The 22,448-nt window shown below is 44.9% G+C and carries 28 protein-coding genes and 5 pseudogenes; 19 read left to right on the top strand and 14 right to left on the bottom strand.

What is annotated here, in order from left to right; genetic code table 11:
• The first annotated feature begins 54 nt into the window (after positions 1–54).
• The 3 genes and pseudogenes from JCM11216_RS14755 (at position 55) to JCM11216_RS14745 (ending at position 1,384) form a co-directional block, all read left to right on the top strand.
• Positions 55–681: a class I adenylate-forming enzyme family protein gene (locus tag JCM11216_RS14755; protein ID WP_243674834.1), complete on the top strand. Its 627-nt coding sequence runs from the start codon at positions 55–57 to the stop codon at positions 679–681.
• Positions 682–739: 58 nt separating this feature from the next.
• Positions 740–1,121, top strand: a pseudogene (locus JCM11216_RS14750) (AMP-binding protein).
• Complete coding sequence (locus tag JCM11216_RS14745) at positions 1,118–1,384, top strand: hypothetical protein (RefSeq protein WP_243674713.1); 267 nt, start codon at positions 1,118–1,120, stop codon at positions 1,382–1,384. The pseudogene JCM11216_RS14750 and the gene JCM11216_RS14745 overlap by 4 nt, the downstream one beginning before the upstream one ends.
• A gap of 23 nt (positions 1,385–1,407) precedes the next feature.
• Here JCM11216_RS14745 and JCM11216_RS14740 read toward each other — a convergent pair whose 3' ends face one another.
• The 3 genes and pseudogenes from JCM11216_RS14740 to JCM11216_RS14730 form a co-directional block, all read right to left on the bottom strand.
• On the bottom strand, positions 1,408–2,280 hold the full coding sequence (locus JCM11216_RS14740; protein WP_243674712.1) for a substrate-binding domain-containing protein: 873 nt from the start codon (positions 2,278–2,280) through the stop codon (positions 1,408–1,410).
• A gap of 20 nt (positions 2,281–2,300) precedes the next feature.
• The gene (locus JCM11216_RS14735; RefSeq protein WP_243674833.1) at positions 2,301–2,930 is read right to left on the bottom strand and encodes a molybdopterin-binding protein; all 630 of its coding nucleotides are present in this window, start codon (positions 2,928–2,930) and stop codon (positions 2,301–2,303) included.
• A pseudogene (locus tag JCM11216_RS14730) lies at positions 2,919–3,406 on the bottom strand (molybdopterin biosynthesis protein); the annotation flags it as partial. The pseudogene JCM11216_RS14730 and the gene JCM11216_RS14735, both read right to left, overlap by 12 nt.
• Before the next feature lie 116 nt (positions 3,407–3,522).
• On the opposite strand from JCM11216_RS14730, the gene JCM11216_RS01125 reads away from it, so the two are divergent.
• Complete coding sequence (locus tag JCM11216_RS01125) at positions 3,523–4,011, top strand: vitamin K epoxide reductase family protein (protein WP_054853035.1); 489 nt, start codon at positions 3,523–3,525, stop codon at positions 4,009–4,011.
• On the opposite strand, the gene JCM11216_RS14725 is transcribed toward JCM11216_RS01125, so the two are convergent.
• The 3 genes from JCM11216_RS14725 to JCM11216_RS14715 are packed head-to-tail and all read right to left on the bottom strand — an operon-like array spanning position 4,005 to position 4,633.
• Positions 4,005–4,208 (bottom strand): hypothetical protein, encoded by a 204-nt coding sequence (locus JCM11216_RS14725; protein ID WP_243674711.1) that lies wholly within the window; start codon positions 4,206–4,208, stop codon positions 4,005–4,007. The genes JCM11216_RS01125 and JCM11216_RS14725 overlap by 7 nt on opposite strands.
• Positions 4,198–4,335, bottom strand: a complete 138-nt coding sequence (locus JCM11216_RS14720) for a hypothetical protein (protein WP_243674710.1) — start codon at positions 4,333–4,335, stop codon at positions 4,198–4,200. The genes JCM11216_RS14725 and JCM11216_RS14720 overlap by 11 nt, the downstream gene beginning before the upstream one ends.
• A gap of 22 nt (positions 4,336–4,357) precedes the next feature.
• Positions 4,358–4,633 (bottom strand): hypothetical protein, encoded by a 276-nt coding sequence (locus tag JCM11216_RS14715; RefSeq protein WP_243674709.1) that lies wholly within the window; start codon positions 4,631–4,633, stop codon positions 4,358–4,360.
• A 174-nt stretch (positions 4,634–4,807) separates the two neighbouring features.
• Here JCM11216_RS14715 and JCM11216_RS01115 point away from each other — a divergent pair, with 174 nt between their 5' ends.
• The 4 genes from JCM11216_RS01115 to JCM11216_RS14700 all read left to right on the top strand — a co-directional run bounded on the left by JCM11216_RS01115 (position 4,808) and on the right by JCM11216_RS14700 (position 7,034).
• Positions 4,808–5,629 carry a hypothetical protein gene (locus JCM11216_RS01115; RefSeq protein WP_243674708.1) on the top strand — a complete coding sequence of 274 codons (822 nt, stop codon included), beginning with the start codon at positions 4,808–4,810 and terminating at the stop codon, positions 5,627–5,629.
• On the top strand, positions 5,629–6,009 hold the full coding sequence (locus JCM11216_RS14710; RefSeq protein ID WP_243674707.1) for a hypothetical protein: 381 nt from the start codon (positions 5,629–5,631) through the stop codon (positions 6,007–6,009). The genes JCM11216_RS01115 and JCM11216_RS14710 overlap by 1 nt, the downstream gene beginning before the upstream one ends.
• A 139-nt stretch (positions 6,010–6,148) precedes the next feature.
• The gene (locus JCM11216_RS14705) at positions 6,149–6,628 is read left to right on the top strand and encodes a hypothetical protein (RefSeq protein ID WP_243674706.1); all 480 of its coding nucleotides are present in this window, start codon (positions 6,149–6,151) and stop codon (positions 6,626–6,628) included.
• A gap of 85 nt (positions 6,629–6,713) precedes the next feature.
• Positions 6,714–7,034 (top strand): winged helix-turn-helix transcriptional regulator, encoded by a 321-nt coding sequence (locus JCM11216_RS14700; protein WP_243674705.1) that lies wholly within the window; start codon positions 6,714–6,716, stop codon positions 7,032–7,034.
• On the opposite strand, the pseudogene JCM11216_RS01100 reads toward JCM11216_RS14700, so the two are convergent.
• Positions 7,031–7,742 (bottom strand): annotated as a pseudogene (locus tag JCM11216_RS01100) (GTP cyclohydrolase IIa). The gene JCM11216_RS14700 and the pseudogene JCM11216_RS01100 sit on opposite strands and share 4 nt — an antisense overlap.
• Before the next feature lie 98 nt (positions 7,743–7,840).
• On the opposite strand from JCM11216_RS01100, the gene JCM11216_RS01095 reads away from it, so the two are divergent.
• The 4 genes from JCM11216_RS01095 (at position 7,841) to JCM11216_RS01080 (ending at position 11,299) form a co-directional block, all read left to right on the top strand.
• Positions 7,841–8,611: an HAD hydrolase-like protein gene (locus JCM11216_RS01095; protein WP_054853032.1), complete on the top strand. Its 771-nt coding sequence runs from the start codon at positions 7,841–7,843 to the stop codon at positions 8,609–8,611.
• 51 nt (positions 8,612–8,662) lie between these two features.
• Entirely contained in the window at positions 8,663–9,355 is a 693-nt protein-coding gene (locus JCM11216_RS01090; RefSeq protein ID WP_243674704.1) for a YkgJ family cysteine cluster protein, read from the top strand.
• 67 nt (positions 9,356–9,422) lie between these two features.
• Positions 9,423–10,424: an ATP-binding cassette domain-containing protein gene (locus JCM11216_RS01085; RefSeq protein ID WP_054853031.1), complete on the top strand. Its 1,002-nt coding sequence runs from the start codon at positions 9,423–9,425 to the stop codon at positions 10,422–10,424.
• On the top strand, positions 10,424–11,299 hold the full coding sequence (locus JCM11216_RS01080) for an ABC transporter permease (RefSeq protein WP_054853030.1): 876 nt from the start codon (positions 10,424–10,426) through the stop codon (positions 11,297–11,299). Before JCM11216_RS01085 ends, JCM11216_RS01080 begins: the two co-directional genes overlap by 1 nt.
• 26 nt (positions 11,300–11,325) lie before the next feature.
• Here JCM11216_RS01080 and JCM11216_RS01075 read toward each other — a convergent pair whose 3' ends face one another.
• Positions 11,326–11,802 (bottom strand): YbhB/YbcL family Raf kinase inhibitor-like protein, encoded by a 477-nt coding sequence (locus JCM11216_RS01075; RefSeq protein WP_054853029.1) that lies wholly within the window; start codon positions 11,800–11,802, stop codon positions 11,326–11,328.
• Between the two features lie 110 nt (positions 11,803–11,912).
• Here JCM11216_RS01075 and ilvD point away from each other — a divergent pair.
• Positions 11,913–13,615 (top strand): annotated as a pseudogene (gene ilvD / locus JCM11216_RS01070) (dihydroxy-acid dehydratase).
• Here ilvD and JCM11216_RS01065 read toward each other — a convergent pair.
• The 6 genes and pseudogenes from JCM11216_RS01065 to JCM11216_RS14680 form a co-directional block, all read right to left on the bottom strand.
• Entirely contained in the window at positions 13,612–14,070 is a 459-nt protein-coding gene (locus JCM11216_RS01065) for an RNA-binding domain-containing protein (RefSeq protein ID WP_243674703.1), read from the bottom strand. The pseudogene ilvD and the gene JCM11216_RS01065 overlap by 4 nt on opposite strands.
• A 25-nt stretch (positions 14,071–14,095) precedes the next feature.
• Complete coding sequence (gene folE / locus JCM11216_RS01060; protein WP_054853133.1) at positions 14,096–14,674, bottom strand: GTP cyclohydrolase I FolE; 579 nt, start codon at positions 14,672–14,674, stop codon at positions 14,096–14,098.
• Positions 14,675–14,759: 85 nt separating this feature from the next.
• Positions 14,760–16,052 (bottom strand): hypothetical protein, encoded by a 1,293-nt coding sequence (locus JCM11216_RS14695; RefSeq protein WP_243674702.1) that lies wholly within the window; start codon positions 16,050–16,052, stop codon positions 14,760–14,762.
• Positions 16,021–16,689, bottom strand: a complete 669-nt coding sequence (locus tag JCM11216_RS14690) for a hypothetical protein (RefSeq protein ID WP_243674701.1) — start codon at positions 16,687–16,689, stop codon at positions 16,021–16,023. Before JCM11216_RS14690 ends, JCM11216_RS14695 begins: the two co-directional genes overlap by 32 nt.
• 39 nt (positions 16,690–16,728) lie before the next feature.
• The gene (locus JCM11216_RS14685) at positions 16,729–17,130 is read right to left on the bottom strand and encodes a hypothetical protein (RefSeq protein ID WP_243674840.1); all 402 of its coding nucleotides are present in this window, start codon (positions 17,128–17,130) and stop codon (positions 16,729–16,731) included.
• Positions 17,131–17,471: pseudogene (locus JCM11216_RS14680) on the bottom strand (ATP-binding cassette domain-containing protein); the annotation flags it as partial. It abuts the gene before it with no gap.
• Positions 17,472–17,680: 209 nt separating this feature from the next.
• Between JCM11216_RS14680 and JCM11216_RS01045 the strand changes: the two are divergent.
• The 6 genes from JCM11216_RS01045 to JCM11216_RS01015 all read left to right on the top strand — a co-directional run bounded on the left by JCM11216_RS01045 (position 17,681) and on the right by JCM11216_RS01015 (position 22,447).
• Positions 17,681–19,195, top strand: coding sequence for an MMPL family transporter (locus JCM11216_RS01045; RefSeq protein WP_243674700.1), 1,515 nt, complete (start codon positions 17,681–17,683; stop codon positions 19,193–19,195).
• The gene (locus tag JCM11216_RS01040) at positions 19,192–19,431 is read left to right on the top strand and encodes an MMPL family transporter (protein WP_054853027.1); all 240 of its coding nucleotides are present in this window, start codon (positions 19,192–19,194) and stop codon (positions 19,429–19,431) included. Before JCM11216_RS01045 ends, JCM11216_RS01040 begins: the two co-directional genes overlap by 4 nt.
• On the top strand, positions 19,395–20,360 hold the full coding sequence (locus JCM11216_RS01035) for an MMPL family transporter (protein ID WP_054853026.1): 966 nt from the start codon (positions 19,395–19,397) through the stop codon (positions 20,358–20,360). Before JCM11216_RS01040 ends, JCM11216_RS01035 begins: the two co-directional genes overlap by 37 nt.
• Before the next feature lie 421 nt (positions 20,361–20,781).
• On the top strand, positions 20,782–21,174 hold the full coding sequence (locus JCM11216_RS01025) for a hypothetical protein (RefSeq protein ID WP_243674699.1): 393 nt from the start codon (positions 20,782–20,784) through the stop codon (positions 21,172–21,174).
• Positions 21,175–21,282: 108 nt separating this feature from the next.
• Positions 21,283–21,825 carry a hypothetical protein gene (locus tag JCM11216_RS01020; RefSeq protein WP_054853023.1) on the top strand — a complete coding sequence of 181 codons (543 nt, stop codon included), beginning with the start codon at positions 21,283–21,285 and terminating at the stop codon, positions 21,823–21,825.
• Between the two features lie 121 nt (positions 21,826–21,946).
• On the top strand, positions 21,947–22,447 hold the full coding sequence (locus JCM11216_RS01015; RefSeq protein ID WP_054853022.1) for a hypothetical protein: 501 nt from the start codon (positions 21,947–21,949) through the stop codon (positions 22,445–22,447).
• Position 22,448: the final 1 nt, after the last annotated feature.

Below are 22,448 nucleotides of genomic sequence, written 5' to 3'. Positions count from 1 at the left end.
AAACTACGCTATCCATACCAAAACCCCGTTGATGCGCTGCTCAATTACTTGAAAGTGCGCCCTCACGATACGTTCCTAATCAACGAACATGGCCTATCATTAACGTATGAGGATCTTTATAAATCGTCAGCCAAATTAGCCAACTCCTTAGGCAGACTTGATGTTGGTTATGGGGGGGATAAGGTTGCCGTAGTTATGAACAATAGTATCGAGGCCGTAATCTCATTATTTGCAGTATGGATGCTTGGCGCATCGGCAGTTCTCATAGACCCATTAACCACATCAGAAGACCTTGATTACCAACTAAGTGACTTAACGCCTAAGGTTATCATCGCTGATAGACCGGTAATTGAGAGGGAGGCCACAGTCTTATTTAAGTACAGGATCATAGGCGTTGATACCTCTAGACAAGGCGTACTGAGCTTTCAGGAACTACTAGGCAGTGGTTCCATAACAGGTTTTAGGCCGGCTGAGGTTAGGGTTGACGATGTTGGACTAATCTATTACTATGCGGGTATTGCAGGTAGGACAATGCAGGTTTGGCATACGTACTTTAGCCTATACTCAGGGCCATACGCATTTGGCGAGGCAATAGGACTAAGCCCCCCAAGGACTCTGTGCTTGTGGTTGCCCAGTTATCCCACATACTCGGCCTTACCGAGCTCATGTCGGCCTTCGTGAGGGGGGGGCCAAGGCCGTTATTGCCAGGCACTTCGATGCCAAGGACACGCCTGAGTTAATACGTAGGTATGGAATAACCGTGTTTGCAGGTGTGCCCTTAATGTTTGACCAAATACTTAACAATAAGGACTTAAGCCCCAATGCATTATCGTCATTGAGGCTAGCCCTCTCGGCAGCTGCGCCATTACCGCCGGCGACCCAGTTAGGGTTTTACCAGAGGTTTGGTGTGCCGCTTGTGCAGTTCTACGGCTTAACAGAGGCAATTGGGTGTGGGCAGTGTTGGTGAGTTGGCGGCAAGGGCTCCCTGGGTTATGAAGGGTTACTCGGACCCAGATGACACGAGGAGGGCCTTTCATAATGGTTGGTTATTGACCGGTGACTTAATGGTTATGGATGATAAGGGCTTACTTTACTTCAGGGGGGCGTTAAGAAGAGGATGATTAAGTACAAGGGCTACCCAATATTCCCGCGCGACCTGGAAATAATATTAATGAGGCACTCAGCCGTCAAGGAGGCCTACGTAACCGGTGAGCAAGCCGAGGACCCAAGCATTGGTCAATTACCCGTGGCCTACGTAGTGCTGCATGATGAATATAGGGGTAAGGTGTCTGACAAGGAATTGATTGATTTCGTAAATTCCAGGGTAGCGTTTTACAAGAAACTTAGGAAGGTTTACTTCGTAGATAGGCTACCCATTAAGTAATAATTATGGTATTAAATTGAAAATTATCGTCCCCTCCAAATAACTTCACCAATGTCATTAGGAACCCTATAACCAGGTAATTTACTGAGGGAATCCCTAAACTCACTGCTTCTCAACATGCTGAGGAATGCCTTAACACTATCCTTCTCAAGCCTATCAATGGGTATTGCGAAGTCATAACTCTCCCAACCAAGTGGTATGAAGTCGAGACCATACATAGCCGCTGCCGCCCTAATACCAACGCCGGCATCAGCCTTGCCCTGAGCCACGGCCGCCGCGACTGCCGTGTGCGTCTTAACCTCATAGTAATAACCATTCACCTTCCTCACCAATTCCTCGAACTTAACACCCATCCTAACCGCTATCTCCTTTAACTTCAGGTCCAGTAGAAATCTCGTGCCAGCGCCCCTATTCCTATTAACAATCCTCACATCACCTCTTAGCAGGTCCTCAATACCCCCCCTTATGTTCTTGGGATTACCCCTGGGCACTATCAATCCCTGCTCCCTGAGATAACCCCCCCTAATTAGAACGGCATTATTAACGCTGTACTTAACCATGTACGGCACATTGTACTGACCAGTCTCCTCATCAACGAGGTGCAGACCGGCCACATCAGCCTCACCGCGCTTGACCGCGTATAGCCCACCCATCGAACCGACATTGATCACCCTAGCCCTAACAAAGCCCGGCAGCATTGGTATTAACACGTCAAGTCCAAGGTCGTGACTACCAATTATGTATAGGTTAGCCGGCATATACTGATGAGTGAATAGGGTCACCTCCACATCATCGCCGCTGTCCAGGTACTCCACGGTTTCGGGAATGGCTATGTAACCGTCGGCGAAGGCCAGCGTGCTTATGGCGCCTGACTCGGCAGGTAATGGGTAGGCCACTATCCCATGACCCGTATCAACTAAGCTAACTGGGTAAAGGGCTCTCCTACCCTTCGCGCCATCAGCCTAATAGCCAACTTAGCCCTAATCCTGACCTCATCAACACCCGTGCACAGCATCCTAGCCAGTATTGGCTTAACTACTATGTTGAATATCATCAATGCCGAACTTGGGTATCCAGGTAAGCCAATAACCAACTTATTATCCCGTGATACGGCGACAACCGTGGGCTTACCGGGCTTCACCTTGAGGCCATGGATTACTATGCCCGGCGGCCCTATCTCATTGAGTACCCTATACGTTAGGTCCGCAAGCCCTGCGGAGGTTCCTCCTGACAGAAGCACCAGGTCACTTATGCCCAAAGCCCTATTCACGGCATCCCTCATCTCATCAATGTTATCCCTAACAATACCCATGATCAATGGTTCGGCACCCATTGATCTAACGGCGTGGGCTATCGTGTACGTGTTTATATCATAAATCTTACCGCGACCCAACTCCTTACCTGGGCTAACCAATTCATTACCCGTGGATACTATCGCAACCCTAGGCCTCCTAAGCACCTCAACCCTGTCAACACCAATAGCCGCAAGTAAACCAACCTCTCTTTCCCTAATTACGGTGCATCTCCTAAGTATTAACTCGCCCATCATCACGTCTGAGCCCGCGGACATCACATTCTCACCAGGCGTCACTGAGCGGTATATCACCAATTCATCACCACTACGTTTCGTATACTCAACCATAACCACTGCATTGGCGCCAGGGGGGGCATTGGGGGGGCGCCGGTGGCTATTTCAACCGCCTCGCCATGATTAACCTGCGGTAGCTCCTCAGCCCCCCCTGTCTCAACATTACCAATGACTTTTAACCTAATCGGGTTGAGTTCATCGGCTCCAAACGTATCCTCAGCCCTAACTGCGAATCCATCCATTGTAGCCCTATCGAATGGTGGTACATCAATACGTGAATACACGTCCTTCGCCAAGACCCTCCCATAACTCTCCTCAATACTTACAACCTCGGTTCCCAGAGGCTCAATCCTAACCGTGCTGAATACCTTGCTTAATGCCTCCTCAGGTGTTAATAATTCATGAAATATTACCCTCTTACCTGCCTCAGACATTGTGCGTAAGAAGATGTGGTGTTTTAATAAATTAATTAGCTCGTTAAAGTTAATTAACAATGCAGTAATTGCACTGTGAGATTAGTATTTAAGTTCAGGGCTTTATCAACGTAATGATGAGGAGACTAACAAGTACGTGGTTAGTACTCATGCTTACATTCTCGGCAATAGGCCTATTTGCATCCTCAATTGTGATATACACGTATTACTACCTACGTGAACTACCGCCATTATGCACATCATTTAGATCTCCATTCCCAGGAGTAACCATTGACTGCGAAAGGGTGCTCTCAAGTAGGTACTCAGACATAGGCGGCGTTCCGCTGGACCTGTTGGCGGCGGTCTGGTTTATAGTGAATATAATCCTCGTATTAACATACGACTTAGGCCCAGGGAATCTGGCCAAGCTCGCACTGGATTCACTGTTTTATTGGAGATTTATTGGTATAGTGGTGGTTCCATACTTAATCTTCGTTGAGACCTACCTACTCCATGCACTGTGCATATACTGCACAATAATGCATGCAATGATAATAATAGACTTCATAGTAATAACGGTGTTCCTCATCAAAGCAAGAAAAACGCCTAACGCATCGGTTCATTGATCAAGTATGGTGGTTATTACCGTTAATAAATCCCTAATACTCTTGAAGGAGTAGGTTGGCCTAATGCCTGATAAATCAATACCCCCCCACACATCCACTACGTAACCCAACCTTCTCTCCCAATCACCGATGAATATCGTCATCAATCCAAACCTAGCTGGGTAATAAACATCAAAGAGTGGGTTATCACCTATCATTACCTGGGCCCCCGTCGAAGAATTCACGGCAATTCTTAGGGCAACCAATTATGTCGGGTGTCCTAATGCCATCAATGAACTCAGAAAAGCCAAGCTCCTTAATAACCACGGATTGATACTTATACAAACCATTGGTTGCAATAACTACTTCATGCCCCCAGATCCCTAATTAACCTTAGCAATTCCAAGGAACCATCAAATGGCTTGAAATCACGCACGTGCCTCATCAATACGCCGCCCACTTCGATATCCATGGATACCCCCCCGAATCTACGGGCAACCTCAGCAAATATGTGGTCCCAATCAAAAGCCCTTATTGTGAATCTTCCCATTAACTCCTTGTTCAGGTCTTTCGCGGCCCTGTAAATAATCCTCCAATCCACGTTGGCCTTATCAGCTATCCTCATACTAATCTCCTGGAACACGGGTCCCACGCCTCGAGAGGCAGCAAGGTACCATCTAGGTCAATAAGAACAAGCACAAACTCTTGGTTAACTCCAGGCCTTTAAGAAAAATATCCCTGGTTTCACTCCGTTTCATGGTAATTAAACGAGACTTTTCATTGTGATTCTTTATTAAAGTGATTACTGCGTAGGCCTATGATGATTATAAGAGGTGAGGTCTCAATAAGGGAGGTAGAAATAATATCGCTTGTTACCCTACTGGCGCTAACTCTAGTACTAACCGTGGTCTTAACGGCACACCCACTACTGGCCTCTGGGTCGACTAACTCCACGAATTCCACAGTAAGTGTTAATGCAACGACCGTAAGTAATGCTACCGTAACCAACGTAACCACATGCCCACCCGGCCTACTCACAGCCGTGCAGGCCAACCTGTACATTGACGACATGTGGTTAATGAGAACTGGCGCCAATATGAGCAGTCTCAATACCACATCGCTTATCGCAACCAATACCACAGGCCTTAATGAGACTACCATAAACGGCACATTCACAGGATCCAATACGACTACGTTGAATATGACCACGTCCAACATAACGGGCTTCAGCTTAGCACCTGCAGCACTGCAGAACATTACTAATTACTATGTTAGTAAGGGTGAGTGCCTGCTGGCACTTCAGTTCCTCGTGCACCTTAGGCACTACCTAGTCCATGAGTACGTGCTTGAGAAGCACGCCGAGATAATTAATAGAACACTAACCTTTAGGTTGATGTTACTCAATGAGACACTAACAAGGCTGGAGCAGCAGGGGGGGTTATTAAATAGTACACAGGCAAGTGAGGTCTATAGTCTGTTGAGTCAGTTGAAGGGTGCTATCGTCAGTGGCAACTACTCAGAGACAGCTGCACTACTTAGTGAGTATAAGTCCTTAATTAGTAATGTAACCAGCCAGTACTATGAGGAGCAGAAGATCGCTTCGCCAACAGGGTTGATCATGAACTTGAGCACTATTTAATGCAGATAATAAGTGGTTCCATGACACTAAATGACACCTTAAACCAATTGGCCATGCTTGATCATGAGCTGGGCACTTTGACGAATATCACTGGTCTTAATATAACAAGTGTTAAGGAGCTTCATGAGCTATATAAGGAGCTTAAGGCAATATACCCATTAATTCAGGGTAACGAGACTGCCCAAGCACAAATACTACAGCTGCTTAAGCATGGTAAGGGATTCAATGACTGGCTCAATATGACCCAGCAATTTAACCAGGAAGCAATGGGTTGGCAGTCACATGGCCATGGGCAGCAGGGCCAGGGACAGGGACAAGGCAAGGGCCAGAAGGGAAAAGGAGGCGGCCAGAAGGGACAGCATGGTAATGGCAATGGCTAAATAAGATGAATAAGGCTTTCGTATTGTCCCTGTTAAATCATCACTAAAATTAAATTTTTGTTTCAAACTTCCGTTTACTCTCTTTTTATTACCATATGAATAAATAAAGTTTTTAAATCGTGCTGCTTATTAGTACTCAGTGATGATTGAAGCATTAATTACAGTATTCATTTACCTATTGAGCAACGGCTCATTGGTAAGTATAAATGCAACAACGGTACAGAATACTGTCTTGTTAAATATAACATTGCCTGTAAGGCCCTTGGGCCCAATAATTGTTGAGAATTCTAGTGGCTCAACAGTATCCGCAATATTCATAGGGAATAACCTGGTAATACCTGTATTTGGAAATGGTTCATTCGTAATTGAGTACGTACCCTACGTAACGCAGACGCCCAGTGGTTATTTGGTTATTAATGTATCATCACCGTATGTGATAAACCTCTTCGTGAGCAATAACGTACTCATAACGCAATTGCCGGTGAACTTAATAATGAACTTTACAAAGGCTAGCAATGGAATATTTCTTCAACTAGCACCGGGTAATTACTCAATAGGTTTCATACCGGAATCACCAATGCCCAATAGGACCATAGTTACCCCCAATTGGCACAAGTAACACAACCTCTGCATCCACTATCACCAATGCATCAGGGCCCACCACAACTACGGGCAAGGCTGTTTCATCATTTAACCTAGGTCCTATGCTCTATTACATAGTTATTGCGGTAACTGTGGCCGCGGCTGCATTGATTGCTTACCTATTCGTGGTTAGACATAGGGGGGGTCCTGAGGTGAATCCTGTAATTGTCGAGGGATTGAACCCAACCGATAAGGAGATCCTTAAGGCATTGATTGAAATGGGCGGCGAGGCTTACCAAGCTGATCTCCAGAGGAAGTTAAGTATCCCTAAGGCAACGCTTTGGAGGGCAATTAAGAGGCTTGAGAATGCGGGATATATCCAGGTCATTAAGGAGGGTAGGGTTAACAAGATCAAGCTCATAAAAAGGGCTAAGCTCGATTAATCCTCCCTAAGCACCAATACCCTGTGATTATTCCTAGACCTGAGCGTATCAAGAGCCTCGGTGGCCAGTTTCATGGCAACCTTGCCATTATGCGCAATGCCAACGCCTATCCTTGCATTTACCAGACTGGCCAAAGGCCTTATGTCCTCCTCCCTAATTATTGGTTGTATTATTGAGACTATGTTATCGCCACCCAGATAAAGCGTGATACCCCCCATACGGGGGGGCTAGGTAAAGCCTTACTTGGTTGACAACGCCCCACACATGCTCATATAATTGGTAGCTCGAGGTCCATGCGGTGCTTGATGTCGAGTCAATGAGGTCAATGTGCGCAATAGCCACAATTCCATCATCACTACCATTAACCAGTGATTCACCAGGGCCTGCCTTAATGGCAAGCCTGAACGCCTCCCTCTCGGCAACCCTAGGATTAACATCTGCGTATGAACCACTCGACAAAGGCACAGGACTATAATTACTAAGTTCCCTGAGTATACTCGTTAATTCGCCATTACTTAAACCGTTAGTTATTGCAAGTAGGTAATCATACCTAAGTGGGTGGGCCCAGGCATTAACCCTAGAGAACACGTTGACTAATTCATTATGTAATTGGGACTGGACCCTCTGAATAATGTGTTCCCTATCGGGGCCGAGGCTCTCAGTCCACTCCCTGTACCCAATTAACCTGATTATTGTTACTTGAACCAAAGGTTTAACACCGAGACCGAGCTTAAACCTTTAGTTTAAAAACATAACCCTCAAATGGGTAGGAATACTTAAAATAATGTGATTGAACAATGTAGTTAATGAGCCTAAGGGTAATTACATTTGATGCCTACAACACATTGATAAACTACGGTAAGGAATTAATTGAGGAAATAGCCATGAACATAACCAAGTACCTCAAGTCACTGGATATCGAGGCCCACTTCGACCATGTCTACGAGATTTACATGGGACTTGATAGGGAGATTAGGCTCAGGAGGGTTGTTGAGATGGCGTATGTACCGCCAATGGACAATGTCAGGACATTCCTTGAGAGGTTAGCCCGTAAATACGGGATTGAACTTAATGAGAGGATGGTTATGGACGTGGCGAACATAATAGCCAACACATTACTTGAATCAAAAAATGTAACGCCAAATGAGGATGCGCAGTACGTGCTTATGGAAATGAAGAGTGATGGATTTATGATAGGACTAATATCTAATGTAATATTCTGGAGCAGCGCAGTGACCAGGAAACTACTTGATAAATTTGGCTTGAGTAGGTTCATCGACGTCCAGGTATATGCTGACGAGGTTGGTAGGGCCAAGCCACACCCAACCATCTTCGAACGTGCATACTCACTGCTCACACACGGTGCTGAACCTGACGTGGCGATACACGTTGGTGACGGGTTTAAGGAGGACCTACTGGGCGCCATGCTTGATGACATAATTGGTGTTTACATAGACAGGGCCGGTACACTGATTAGTAGTGGAAGCCCTGCCGAACTCATTAGGTGTAAGGCCTACGCGATTAGGAAGTTGAAGGAAACGCTACTAGTGCCTCATCTAGTTTCTGGCTGTTCATGATGTGTAGTGAAGAAAATAATTTAACTAGTAAAGTCAGGGGGGGTGAAAGGTGTGTCAGTGCCATTCAGATGCATGCCAAGCTGCGGCTACTGCTGCACAATATCACCAGTGACGGTATTCCCACATGAAGTAATAATACTGAGTAAATTAGCTGAGGAACTGGACGTGAAGGACCTAAACTTTAAGCCTGGCTATGTGGTGACGGACATCAAGAACGGCGTTAGGGTGGCGCTGTCATACCTAATGCAGTTAAATAGTAGGGGGGGCATGTGCCCATTCCTAAACCCAGAGGATAAAACCTGTAAGGTTCACTCGCTCTATAAACCACTCACCTGCAGGTCCTTCCCATACCTGCCTAGGGTGATTAGGTACATAATAGACCCGGAGCTAAGACTCGTTGACTTCAACGTGGAGTTCGTCGTATCCACACTATGCCCAGTCATTAAGAATAATTATACGCAGGATGAACTAGAGGCTATGATAAGTAACGTCAGGATAGCCATTAAGGTAATGCCCAGGGAAGTTGCCGCAGCCGAGGAAGCAATAAAGGTCAGGAAACTCTACGCCGACGCACTAACCACCCTGTGGAGAGCAGGATACATCGAGTTAAGAGGAAGCGAAGGAAACAACACCAACTGGCCCATAGTCAACGCCTTTGAGTACATCAGGCAATTCATACCCCACATAACCCTAGACAAATTCGTACCAAATATTTCACAGGTAATTAAGAGAGCTAATTTGTAATCGAATATTCGATATCGATTTAGAGAAAGATTTATATGTAAGGTATAGAACGACTTACGCGACCATTATGGAAGTAGCTATTAAGGCGATAAACTTAACGAAACGCTATGGAAACTTCACCGCGGTTGACCATATAAACTTCGAGGTATATTATGGAGAGGTCTTTGGATTCCTTGGGCCAAATGGTGCAGGTAAAACGACAACGATAAAGATGCTAACCACAGTAACTAGACCAACCGAGGGAACTGCAATAATTAATGGCTATGACGTGATTAAGCAGCCAGCTAAGGTTAGGGAAAGTATAGGTGTGGTACCTCAGGAGTATACTGCTGATGAGGATTTGACTGGTTGGGAGAATTTAATGCTTATTGCTGCGCTGTATGGTATTCCTAAGAGGGAGGCTAGGGAGAGGGCTGCTGAGTTGCTTGATATGGTGGAGCTTTCTTATGCGGCTGATAGGAAGGTTGAGACGTACTCAGGAGGCATGAGGAGGAGGTTGGAGATTGCCATGGGCCTCATTAATAGGCCTGCCATATTGTTCCTTGACGAGCCTACGCTGGGCCTCGATGCCCAGACTAGGGCTGCGATTTGGGATTACGTGTATAGGCTTAGGAGGCAGTATGGCACGACTATATTCATGACCACGCATTACCTGGAGGAGGCTGATCAGTATGCGGAGAGGGTTGCGATCATTGATCATGGTAAGATACTCGCCATCGGCACACCGAAGGAGCTTAAGGAGAAGGTTGGTGGCGACGTGATAACAATTGAGGTTAATGGGGATGTTAATACCGCCAGGAAGGTTATTGAGGGTATTGATGGCGTTAGTGGGGTTACTGTTAATGGTAACACGATAACCTTTAAGGTTAGGAATGGTAATACGGCGGCCCCCCCAATAATACTTGAGGCCCTTAATAAGCTTAGTATTAGGGCTACGAGCATAACCATTAAGGAGCCCACGATGGATGAGGTATTCCTGGAGTTCACGGGTAGGAGACTTAGGGATGAGGAGGGTAGTTCGGAGGAGTTTATGAGGTTTAGGAGGACTGTGGCTAGGGCCAGGAGGTGATGGGCATGGCCGTGAAACTACACCCACTGCATGGGCTTTGGGCGTTAACAAATAGGGAGTTGGCTAAGTGGTATAAGGCACCCGTCATATTGATAATATCGCTGATACAACCAATCGTCTGGCTGGCGTTCTTCGGTAAGTCCATGAACTTTGCAACAATGTTTACAAGTGGACTTAATATACCTGGGTTAAACATACCCAAGCAGGTAATTGATGAGATTGCGTCTGAGGTCCTAAAGGCGAACTTCGGGACCACGGACTACTTCTCATTCCTGGCGGTGGGCATGCTCTCCTTCATAACGCTATTCACATCATTACAGAGCGGCATGAGTATTGTGTGGGATAGGAGACTTGGGGGGGTCCTAAGCAAGTTACTGACTACGCCAGTGCCTAGGGGGGGCAATATCGTGATGGCTAAGGTCCTGAACTCCATGATTAGATCCCTGGTTCAAGCAACAATAGTGCTAATAATAGCGATGCTACTCGGCATGAGCCTAAACCCAAGCCTAAACCCGCTGGACATACTAGGTGCCTACGCGGCGCTTGCCCTAATGTCCATGGGCTTCGCATCGCTATTCGTGACGCTAGCCCTAAGGTCAACCTCCTGGGAGTCTCAGATGGCGATAATGAACCTACTGAACATGCCGCTGATGTTCGCGAGCAACTCCTTCTACCCGGTTAAGTCAATGCCCTGGTGGTTAAAGCCCATTGCCTATGTGAACCCATTGACTTATGTAAACGACATCAATAGGCAATTATTACTTGGCGTGACTGGGTATAACTTATTGCTTGATTTCACATACCTAATAGCCTTCGCGGCAATATTCTCGATAATAGGAATCGTGCTTTCCTGGAGGTATTTAAGCGAAGCGTAATTTTGAACGAAGTTAAAAAGTGCTTATTACCTTGAGTACGTCCCCCCCATGTACTCTGCCGTACCGATTATATTATTCTTTATAATCCTTAAAACCTCATCCTTAGACGCCCTCTGCTTAATATTGGGTACAGTATTTAATGCGTATAATCTAAAGAAGTACCTGTGCGGACCGTGGCCCCCCCTTGGTGGGCATGGACCGCCATAGCCAACCCTGCCGAAGTCATTAATACCCTGCACGCCGATTCCCTCAACTACTGGGGGGGTCTTCGGTACGTTCTCAGGGAGGTCAGTCCTATCGGGTGGTATATTGTATAGAACCCAGTGGGTGAATGTACCTATTGGTGCGTCTGGGTCCTCCATTATTAGAACCAAGGACTTAGTACCTGGTGGTGCACTTGACCATTGTAATGGCGGGCTTACATCAACGTCATCGCACGTGTACTTCCTTGGGATTCTCTCACCATACTTAAAGGCGGGGGGGCTTGTTAACGTAAATGACATACAAATTACTATTGATCTATGACCGAATTATTAAGTATTATGTTGATTCTCATTCTAATGTGTTAAGTAGTGAATTAATTTAATAGGGGGGGTGGGTATATAGATTATTGATGGTTAAGGTCAACCTGCGAAGTCAGGAGAGGTATGGAGGTGTCTTAAACGCACCGCACAGGGCTTTCCTGAGGTCTATAGGCTTTTCGGATGAGGACATTGGTAAGCCATTGGTTGCTGTTGTTGCTGCGTGGAGTGAGGCTGGGCCGTGTAATATACATACACTTCAATTGGCCGTCCACGTTAAGGAGGGTGTGCGTAGGGGGGGTGGTGGCTCGCCGCTTACTGTGCCGACGATAGTCGTTAATGACAACATTGGGATGGGTACTGAGGGTATGAGGTATAGCCTGGTGAGTAGGGAGGTCATTGCTGATACGATAGAGGCCCAGATTAATGCGCATGCGTTTGATGGTTTCGTTGGTATCGGCGGTTGTGATAAGACAACACCGGGAATCCTAATGGCCATGGCTAGGTTAAACATACCCGCTGTTTACCTATACGGTGGGACGGCGGAGCCTGGTTTTTACGGTAATCTTAAACTCACAATTGAGGATGTTCACGAGGCAATAGGCGCCTACCTCGCGGGTAAGATCACGGAGGATGAGCTTTATGAAATAGAAAAGAGGGCCCACCCAACCTATGGAACCTGCGCAGGTATGTTCACAGCAAACACCATGGCAGCCATAGCGGAGGCGTTGGGCATGGCCTTACCAGGGAGTGCCTCACCACCGGCCACATCAGCTAGAAGAGTAATGTATGCGGTTGAGAGCGGCGTTGCGCTAATGAATGCCATGGAACTTGGTATTAAGCCTAGGGACGTCATGACATACGAGGCCTTTGAGAATGCCATAACGGTATTAATGGCGATGGGCGGATCAACCAACGCCATACTACACCTACTGGCCATAGCACATGAGGCTGGGGGGGTTAAGTTAACACTCGAGGACTTCGACAGGATATCCAAGAGAACCCCATACATAGCGAGCTTAAGACCTGGCGGTGATTACGTAATGGCCGACCTCGACGCCGTCGGCGGCGTCCCACTAGTTATGTTGAAGCTACTAAAGGCGGGTCTACTCAATGGTAAGGTACTTACAATAACGGGCAAGACAATGGAGGAGAATCTAAAGAATTACAAGTTCCCAAATGTACCGCATGACCACATAGTTAGGGACGTGAGCAACCCAATAAAGCCCTGGGGGGGCGGCATTAGAATACTCAAGGGCTCATTGGCGCCTGAGGGTGCCGTGATTAAGGTCGCGGCTACGGAGTTAATGAGGTTTGAGGGTAGGGCAAGGCCGTTCAATAGTGAGGAGGAGGCGTTCCAGGCAATTAGGAGGGGGGGTGAGGTTAGGCCGGGTGATGTGGTTGTCATTAGGTATGAGGGTCCTAAGGGTGGTCCTGGAATGCCGGAGATGCTTAGGGTCACGGCAGCTCTGGTAGGGGGGGCTGGGTTGGGTAAGGACGTAGCGTTGGTCACTGACGGCAGGTTCAGCGGTGCTACCCGCGGCTTCATGGTTGGCCACGTGGCTCCCGAGGCGGCCGTTGGAGGCCGATAGCCGTTGTTGAGGATGGTGATAGAATACTCATTGATGTAGAGAATGGCCGCCTAGATTTGCTGGTGCCTGAGGAGGAGATTAAGAGGAGGTTGAAGAATTGGCAATCACCGTCGCCTAGGTACACAAGGGGGGGATTACTGGCTAAGTACGCGTCGTTGGTTACATCAGCGTCAATGGGCGCCGTGACCCTACCAAGGCTTTAACGGGTAATTAATTGCCTAATTACGTTTTCAATACCCTCATTTTTAATCACCCAGTGATTAAACCTTATTATCACCTTAATCACGTCATCACCATCGTCAAGCCTAGCCACGCCACTATAGGCCAACTGCTTATTAAACCTGAGGTATAATTTACCATCACCGAACCTACTGCTCAATGTGACTAGTATTATCTCACTATCCAATTGATCAATCCCCCCCCTAAATATGTATTGCGTAGTACGTAGTGCCTCCTCACCTTTTAATTGTATCTTTACCGTATTTATGTCATTACCGAAATGCCCCCCCTGCCCTCCACTTCTTATTATACTCACTCCATCCCTGTACTCAGGTGGTATTAAGTTAAGTAGTGCCTTCACAACCTTGAGTTCGCTCTCCGTTGCGTGTACATGCGTACTAAGCTCGACATGCTCCACCGGGTTCATCCTAGTGAACACCTAACCATCCTTAATTCTAATCTCATTAATATTCCTTAGTCAAGACTATCCTAGGGACCCTACAATGCGTTGAATTCCTTAAATCTCTCAACTCCTCATTACTTATACCATCAGACCAAGCCTCCGTGACCATGTACATATCCTCATCCTTAACACCCCTAATCATGGCGCACATGTGCAATGCGCAAACCTTGACATAGACGTACCTGGCATGAAGCACTTCCTTAAGCTCGTTGGCTAGCCTTGCCGTAAACCTCTCCTGGAGCATGGGCCTTGCCGCGAGCCACTTAACATACCTAGCCACCTTACTCAGGCCAGGAACCTCGCTGTTGAGTGGTTCGTAAACCACGGTTACTGTTCCAATGACCGGTAGCATGTGGTGCTCGCACAGTGATATGAACCTAATATCATTAATTGATATACGACCAACATACTCATTACCCTCCATAGGGAAGAACTTAACCTTGGGCGGTGGTTCCCTTAGACCTCGTGTCAACTCGAGAAGTGCGTTCATGAACCTCCTGGGTGTTTCCCTTAAGCCAGGCCTGTTTGGATCATCGCCTAGGAACTCTATTAACCTGCTTACGTACTTCTCCATCTCCATTAATTCATCATGATCACTATGCACAAGAACAGCCGAAATAATACCTCTATTTAAGGTAAACACCCATGCCCATTAAAAATAATTATCAATGGATCCTCCTCATAATCATTGATATAAGTATTATAAACAACACAATAACAATTGGTAATACTGAGTAATAACTGGCGTATTCACCACTAATCTGTTGCATTAAACCAACGGCATCTGACAATACCACTTCGCGCATCAATGCAATAAACCCTGAGTAATTACCAGTAATAATGGCCGCTCTCATTTTGCTCACTATGTCATAAACAGTATCCATTTTCATCGCATTAGATGATGCATCATTAACAGCATTGACACCCGGCGGTGCACTGCCCTGGGCCGCAGTCATGTTTACGAGCTGTAATAAATACTGCGTGTTTACAACCGATGGCATATTTATCACGAACGTCTCCTCCACGGTCACGTCAATATCAGCATTCGTATTATTAATGCTTAGGTACGTAAGGTATTGCCTAGCTAGAGCCGTCAGTACTGCCTTTTTAACCTCGTCGCTCATGATGTCGCTCTCAATCTCGCCTTCATATCTGCTTACCTGTGTCATGTATGACAATGCCCTTGTTTGATATGATGATAGGTTTATGTACGTGATTAATAATTGATTGGTCAGGTTTGTTAACTCATTATGGAGCATGTAGAGCTCTCTCGATATACTAATTATCAATACCTCGCTCTCATTGGCAGCTGATATCGCGTAGTTCAAACCACTCACTGCCTGGTTGACCTGGACCTGCGTTGACGTTAACTCGTTCTGTACCGTACCGAGTCCATTATATACCTGGTTAAGCGCCGTTAATAGATTCTCGAGTTGATTTATTATCATTATTGCATTATTTATCTCATTAATTAACGTTGCATTGTTGGTGGAACTCTCTATCTGGGTTAAGTCCTGCTTCAGCATATTCAATGCATTGATATAGCTTTGTTCATTGCTCACAATAGGACTTAATAATCCCCTTATCTGGGAGATCACGTTAGCTTCCGTACCCAGTACCTGCCCCCCCTCCGTTGAAAGGGCCACCTTGAGCTCGATCAATTGAGCCTGAAGGAGCCCTTCCACCATTAATGTTGAGTTTATTATATATGCTGAAGCACCAAGCACTTGGGACGTCTCATTGAGTAGGCTTATTAACTGTAGGAATTGCGCCGTGTAATTGCCCTCTAGCCCAGAGGAGTTTGTTAATGACTCCGTGAAACTCCTTAATTGATTAAGTGTGCTATTTAGGTTAGTAATTGCCTCATTTAGGGAACTTACTGACTCATTCAAATCAATACTTACCTGAACGGTTATTGGATTAATCCTAACGCTGTGCCATGGCCCCCATATCCTCAACAAGCATGTTTAATGAGAAGGGTGTGGAGTTTTCGGTATTGAATATCCAATAATCAACCTCATAACCAAGTATGTTCTGGGATAAAGTTGGCGTTATATTATATTCATAAAATAACCCTGATTGCCTAGTCAGGGTCACAGTGGTCATTATAGGGAATGGAAGTAGATTGGTTACATTTAATGAGAGATTAACCTCAGTACCAACGCCGCCATTAATTATTGTTGAATTAATGCCTGAGTTATTAACAAGGACTTGGTAATTCAGTGATGCTATTGGCAATAATGTGTAGACCGGCTTGAATCTTAAATCAAGAGTCTCCTCCGAATAGGGCTGTACTGTGATGACCCAAGTAACGGTGTTACCGTTTATTGAAGTTGCTTGCGGCGATACATATATTATATTTGAGTACGGTAATACTATCATTGATACATTAAGTGATACTGGGTTGGGTTCATTATTATAAAGCACCAGGTAATACTCGATGTAATAATTCGTGGCCTGATTATCGGGGTTTAGGTATGTTACGTAATTAATGGTGAAATACGCATTTAATGAATCATTCGCATATGTAGTAATACTCATCATTAACAAAACCATGATTGCCAAGATTGGTACCAATTTGTACTTAATATTCATCGATAAAACACTAGGGCATAATTAATTAAACCTAATTCCCTATATAGGCCCAATAAAACTATTTACTAGGTTCCTCTTCCTTTCTATCTCACTTAAATCCTGACCCAGCCTCCTCAACCTCCTCTCCTCAAGATCGAGTATCCTAAGATACGACTTAATCACGGCCACCTGATCAACCCTTAGCCTACTGAACTCCTCCTTAATCCTTGCAAGATCACTCTCACTCATTATCCTACCACCCCCCCTGAGGTAAATGATCCTATGACCTATTGCCGCAACCTCCATGTTATGCGTGGCGATCACGAAGGTGACACCTACGGCCTTGTTCAATAACTTAATTAGATCCAGGATCATGTACGAACTGGCCAGGTCTATGGACCCTGTCGGCTCATCCATAATCACAAATGATGGATCATTAGCCAATGCCCTGGCGATCGCCACCCTCTGTTGCTGACCGCCACTTAATTGACTAGGCTTATTATTCGCAAACTCACCTACCCAACTAGATCTAGAAGTAACCTGGCCTTCTCCCTGGCCTCATCCTTCGTGTACCTACCCGTTAATAGCATTGGTAGCATCACATTCTCAAGGGCGGTTAATTGCGAAACAAGGTTATACTGTTGAAATACGAAACCCAGCCTCTCAAGCCTGAACTTCGATAAATACTTCTCATCTATGTTAGTAACGTCGATGCCATCAATAATGACCTGCCCACTAGTCGGCTTATCAAGTGTACCCATTATGTTCATCAACGTGGTCTTACCAGACCCACTGGGTCCCATTATGATTGCTATTTCCCTACTTCTGATTGTTAGGTTCACATTAATTAATGCATCAACATAAACACTACTACTCAGGTAATACCTCTTACTGACATTAACGAGCTTAACGACCTCCTCATTGCTCCTCACGGGGGGGAATGGTATTTAATACTGGTTAAAATCCCTTATTGAGAATGATATCGAGGAGTCGACTATCAATATTAATAATTATGGCCTGGCTGATTCTTATGATTTACCTAGCCCATTACTCATTCCGTGTATTTAATGTACTAACATACGATGAGACGCAGTTAATGCCGGGTAACGTAGAGCCGGTGATCGTCGACAACCTAGTTAATAAGTACATAGGTACCTCCAACGAGACAACACTTGTTGTTGTAGTCAAGTTGAACAGCAACAGTACAATGAGCATTAAAGACCACTTGAATTACGTAAATAATATTATTAAGGAGGTTGATGCACCAAACATAACAATTACTGATTTATTAACTGTATATAATGACGCGTACACGATATATAATGAAACAATAAATAACGTCACTGCCGAAATAATTAATAACGAAACCGGCAGTGTATGGAGTCTTTATTGGTCATTAAATAATGAGTGCTCATCAATAATACGGCTGAATAGGGAGTATTATTCCATGGTTTATAACATTAGTAACGATATTAGCGGCAAGTTTAATGCAACAATAGATTATGCGCAGCTCCTTTATTATGAAATTGAGGACTATTACCTGGAGAAATACCCAAACGCATCATTAACTACGTTATTTTATTTGACGACAAAAGACTACGAAATTAAGTACAGGCATTATGACAATTACATAGATGAACTAGCCAATAGAACACTTACTCAATTAGTTAGTAATATTGGCAATGGGCCATCGCCGTATAAATTAATTTCAGAAAATATAACGGGGGGGATCCTACTAATGAATTACGAGTACATAATTCAGCAGGAGTATCCAGGAATTAACATAGGCAATATAACTGGGTATGTCTACGACGTGTTGCTTAATAACGACGTTAATTACACAGACCTTGGGATTGCCGTATTAATAGGGCCAAACACGGACATGAAACTACTAAGGCTCTTACTAATGCAAGAGTATATAAACGACACACCCATTATATTGACGCCATATATCTACCAATTAGCATGCAACAATAATACATCGGTAGTAAATACGGTATTGAATGAAATAAGAAGTAGTGTAACCAACGCATTAATGCAGGAGCATCCGCCGCCAAGCATTCTCGATTTACCTGACAACCTAACCCAGGAGTTTCTAAATGATACGTACACCGTAGCCTTCATCTCACTACCGAGCAATTACGAGGACACAATTTATGACCTACTAACAAAGAAGGACTGGGTATACCCAGTGAGCACTGATGTTATTCTATACGAACTTCAGGAGATGGTTACAAACGATGTAAATATCATTGATAAGACCACGGCAGCCCTCGTGTTCGTAACAATGATTGCAATGCTCGGTACCCTGGTGGGTCCAGTCATGTCATTGACAATACTTGGCCTAACATACCTGGCATCCCTCGGGCTACTCTATAACTGGGCAATACACTTCAAGCTTTACTACCTAACCGTTTACATGATAGCCCCAGTAATATTTGGTATAGGTGTCGATTACAGCATGCTCATGCTTAGTAGGTATTTAGAGGAGAGGATTAGGGGGGGCATGATAAGAATAAAGCATTGAGTATTGTTTTATCCCGTGTTAGACCAACAATACTAGCCAGTGCGTCGGTTGTTGGACTTGGGCTTGGCAGCTTCGTAATATCTAGGTACGGTTACATACAGGACATTGGCATTGGGTTCATAATCGCCGTGGCATTCACGGTAATGGCAACCGCGGTAATACTGCCCGAATTCATGAGGTTACTTGGCGATGGCGTTCTATGGCCCATGGGATTGAGGCAAAGTCCGTTGAGTTGAGGACCGCCTTTCTCTCAAGGATGGCCAAGTTCGCCGTTGATAGGCCGAGGTTAGTCGTGACCATATTCCTGGCAATCACTGCCTTAGCCCTCACATACTTATTGCTAAACATTAGGATAACCACAGACCCCGTGCAAGTCATGCCTAATACGCCGGCTAAGGTTGGGCTTAGCCTATTAATTGGTTATTTCAGGAATTATGATTATTCAACAGCGTACTTAGTTATTTATGGCAATAAGACAGCCGCGTTGGCGTTGCTCAATGCCATTAAGGGGGGGCAGGACTATGTAATAAATGCGGCCCTATCATACAATGGGTCAGACATGTATATAATAACCGCCACGGTTAATCAACAATCATTATCCGACAAACTTATACCAATATACCTAAGCCTAAGGGAGGTGGCTAATGAGGTGGCTAGGGAGTATGGGACTAAGGTATTGATTGGAGGGTCACCTGCGGATAAGTATTACTTCGTGCTTGGCTTTGAGCGTGAGTACTACGGTCTCATAATCTACGTAATGATAGCCATAAACATTGTTATACTCACAATTTATATGAGGTCCGTAATGATACCACTGAGGCTCGTGGCCACGGTTCTCATGAGCATCACCTGGTCCTTGGCATTAACAATATTCGTATTTCAGGGATTAATGGGGGGGATACAAACCTATTGGTTAATGCCTGTGATTTTAATATCACTATTGCTGAGTGTTGGTACTGACTACGACCTATTCATAGTCAGCAGATTCAGGGAGGAGATTAACAATGGATTAAGTGATAAGGACGCTATAGTCAGGGCAGTTGAGGTTACGGGGGGGCCCGTGGTAACGGGCGCGGCCTTAGTGCTGGCCATGGCCTTTGCCTCCCTAGCACTATCAAGCATCTACATACTCAAGCAAGTAGCCCTCGCAGTGGCTCATCAGTAATTATTGATTCATTCGTAGTCAGGCCATTACTCGTGCCGGCTATAATAGTTCTGCTTGGTAAGTGGAATTGGTGGCCATTTTACAATAAGTCTATAGGGGGGGTCATTTCCCCCCCAACCTCCGAACCTTAAGCCAAAACCAGTTAACTAATCATGAAAAGCAGAATTGGAGTCTCCCCCCCATCACATTTAAATTATGTAGAAATGAATTTAAAGGATCACGTTGATTATTACTTATAGGGAGTACCTACATTGTTTACCTGCCTGGCTTGTACGTCTTGAGGATGGAACAAGATATAGAATACCTCTTAATCTAATAATGAGGGGGGTTCACGAAATCCCATATTCATCATCAAGATACCTCCCTATAGAGTATATGATGCAGCAATGGGGGGCTAATCAACAGAGGGTTTAGAAAAACAATGTTGTCAGTAAATAAAGGCGAGACGTATAGCTTAGTAATGAGAATTCATGAGCCGTGGGAAATCCATACGAGGATCTTCAGTAATGGGGTAATAGAGACCGAGATCGAAATTAGTAGGGAGTATCTGCAGCACCTCATTGGTCCTAGGTTCAATATCGTCTATGAGGTTTATGATGCACTAAGGCATTTTGTGAAAGAAAGAAGGATATGTATTAAGCCGTTGGGCCGGTGCATTAGTGATGTTATTGAGAATATGAGAATACAACTGGAGGCGCCTAGGGCTTTAATTCCCTGGAAGCCTATTGTTGTAATCTCGTCAGTGGCGCTTATACCAATTATAGATAGATTCTCTTTTTTTCACTTTCTACACATGAATAATCATTCAAATTAGTCACGGTAAGCATGACATAATTGTAACAGTATCTATTTAAGTCTAATGCATAAGTAGCATTATTTCAATCACCTAACATTTATATTTATTCAATTACTAATAAATATAATGGACGCATCAGGACCGAGTACGATAGTCGGTATACCAGGTAGTGCTGATGTGAAGGAGATTGTCAGTTATATTGCCCGCATAATAACATCGGCCCTGGAAGTAAAGTCAAGCGACTGCCTACTGAAGAATTACGGTACAATAACCCTGAACGCAATGAACCAAGTGCTTAAGTTATTCCCAGAACTATCGACTGAGTTCAACATATTGGCGAGCAAGTTCAAGGAGATTCAGGAGGCCAGTAGAAAACTCGTAGGGATTAAGGACCCAGCGCAGTACGCGGATGCTGTATTGACGATATTCACTACGTACAATGTTGACCCAGGACTCTATGGAGTATTTGCGGCGCTGCAGGCAATGGAGGCGGCAAAGATCTGCAGTGATTCCGATGCAAAGTTTTTCCTGGTGAGGACATTATTGGCCAGCTCACTCCCAAATAATTTGTATAGGCTGCTGCTTGATTACCTAAGCCTGGACCACAATTTCCCAATAAACCTACTTAAGGCACTACTCGAGAAGTACAATAGTGAAACTAGGGGCTAATTATATTCGTTTTATACGTTAAATTTTTCCCTAATCTATAATTCTATTAATTTAATGTTGTGGTTTATTTTTCTTCTTTCTACTGCTAATACTTAAATACCCCCCCTTACTACGGCCTCTAATGATGAGCACAGGTAATACCGACGTGAAGGAGGAGATAAAGAAGACCGTTCAATTAATTATAACAAACCTTAACGTAAAACCAAGTGAATGTATATTAAAGAATTACGATACCATAACAAAAAACGCATTAAGCACCCTGCTCAAGATATTCCCTGAACTATCAAATGATATTAACGCATTAATAAGCAAGTTTGCCGAGATTCAGGAAAATGTTAAGAAGCTCATAGGCACGACGGACATCAGCGAATACGCGGACAGCATACTATCCATATTCGCGGTGTACCGCGTTAACCCTGGAATATACGCCGCCTTCACAGCGCTTCAGGCTGCGGAGGCGATGAAGACGTGTGGTGATGCTGATGCGAAGTTCTTCGTGGCAAGGACAATATTGGCCGGCGCGCTGCCGTATGAATTATACGTACTACTCATTGATTATCTTGGCATGGACCGCGCATTCCCAGTAACACTCTTTAAGGCATTACTTGAAACAACCAAATAAT

Origin of the sequence: Vulcanisaeta distributa JCM 11216, from assembly GCF_001315985.1 — an archaeon.
Lineage (GTDB): Archaea > Thermoproteota > Thermoprotei > Thermoproteales > Thermocladiaceae > Vulcanisaeta > Vulcanisaeta distributa_E.
This window is presented reverse-complemented; position numbering and strand designations above follow the sequence as displayed.

Coding starts and splice junctions, on each gene's coding strand:
- JCM11216_RS01095 (WP_054853032.1), top strand. CDS start 7,841: ATGAGCCTAAGGGTAATTACATTTGATGCCTACAACACATTGATAAAC.
- JCM11216_RS14745 (WP_243674713.1), top strand. CDS start 1,118: ATGATTAAGTACAAGGGCTACCCAATATTCCCGCGCGACCTGGAAATA.
- JCM11216_RS14690 (WP_243674701.1), bottom strand. CDS start 16,689: ATGAATATTAAGTACAAATTGGTACCAATCTTGGCAATCATGGTTTTG.
- JCM11216_RS14735 (WP_243674833.1), bottom strand. CDS start 2,930: ATGGGCGAGTTAATACTTAGGAGATGCACCGTAATTAGGGAAAGAGAG.
- JCM11216_RS14700 (WP_243674705.1), top strand. CDS start 6,714: ATGCTCTATTACATAGTTATTGCGGTAACTGTGGCCGCGGCTGCATTG.
- JCM11216_RS01080 (WP_054853030.1), top strand. CDS start 10,424: ATGGGCATGGCCGTGAAACTACACCCACTGCATGGGCTTTGGGCGTTA.
- JCM11216_RS01020 (WP_054853023.1), top strand. CDS start 21,283: ATGGACGCATCAGGACCGAGTACGATAGTCGGTATACCAGGTAGTGCT.
- JCM11216_RS01015 (WP_054853022.1), top strand. CDS start 21,947: ATGATGAGCACAGGTAATACCGACGTGAAGGAGGAGATAAAGAAGACC.
- JCM11216_RS14725 (WP_243674711.1), bottom strand. CDS start 4,208: ATGATAGGTGATAACCCACTCTTTGATGTTTATTACCCAGCTAGGTTT.
- JCM11216_RS01035 (WP_054853026.1), top strand. CDS start 19,395: ATGGCCCATGGGATTGAGGCAAAGTCCGTTGAGTTGAGGACCGCCTTT.
- JCM11216_RS01045 (WP_243674700.1), top strand. CDS start 17,681: ATGGCCTGGCTGATTCTTATGATTTACCTAGCCCATTACTCATTCCGT.
- folE (WP_054853133.1), bottom strand. CDS start 14,674: ATGGAGATGGAGAAGTACGTAAGCAGGTTAATAGAGTTCCTAGGCGAT.
- JCM11216_RS01085 (WP_054853031.1), top strand. CDS start 9,423: ATGGAAGTAGCTATTAAGGCGATAAACTTAACGAAACGCTATGGAAAC.
- JCM11216_RS01115 (WP_243674708.1), top strand. CDS start 4,808: ATGATGATTATAAGAGGTGAGGTCTCAATAAGGGAGGTAGAAATAATA.
- JCM11216_RS01125 (WP_054853035.1), top strand. CDS start 3,523: ATGAGGAGACTAACAAGTACGTGGTTAGTACTCATGCTTACATTCTCG.
- JCM11216_RS14710 (WP_243674707.1), top strand. CDS start 5,629: ATGCAGATAATAAGTGGTTCCATGACACTAAATGACACCTTAAACCAA.
- JCM11216_RS01025 (WP_243674699.1), top strand. CDS start 20,782: ATGTTGTCAGTAAATAAAGGCGAGACGTATAGCTTAGTAATGAGAATT.
- JCM11216_RS01075 (WP_054853029.1), bottom strand. CDS start 11,802: ATGTCATTTACGTTAACAAGCCCCCCCGCCTTTAAGTATGGTGAGAGA.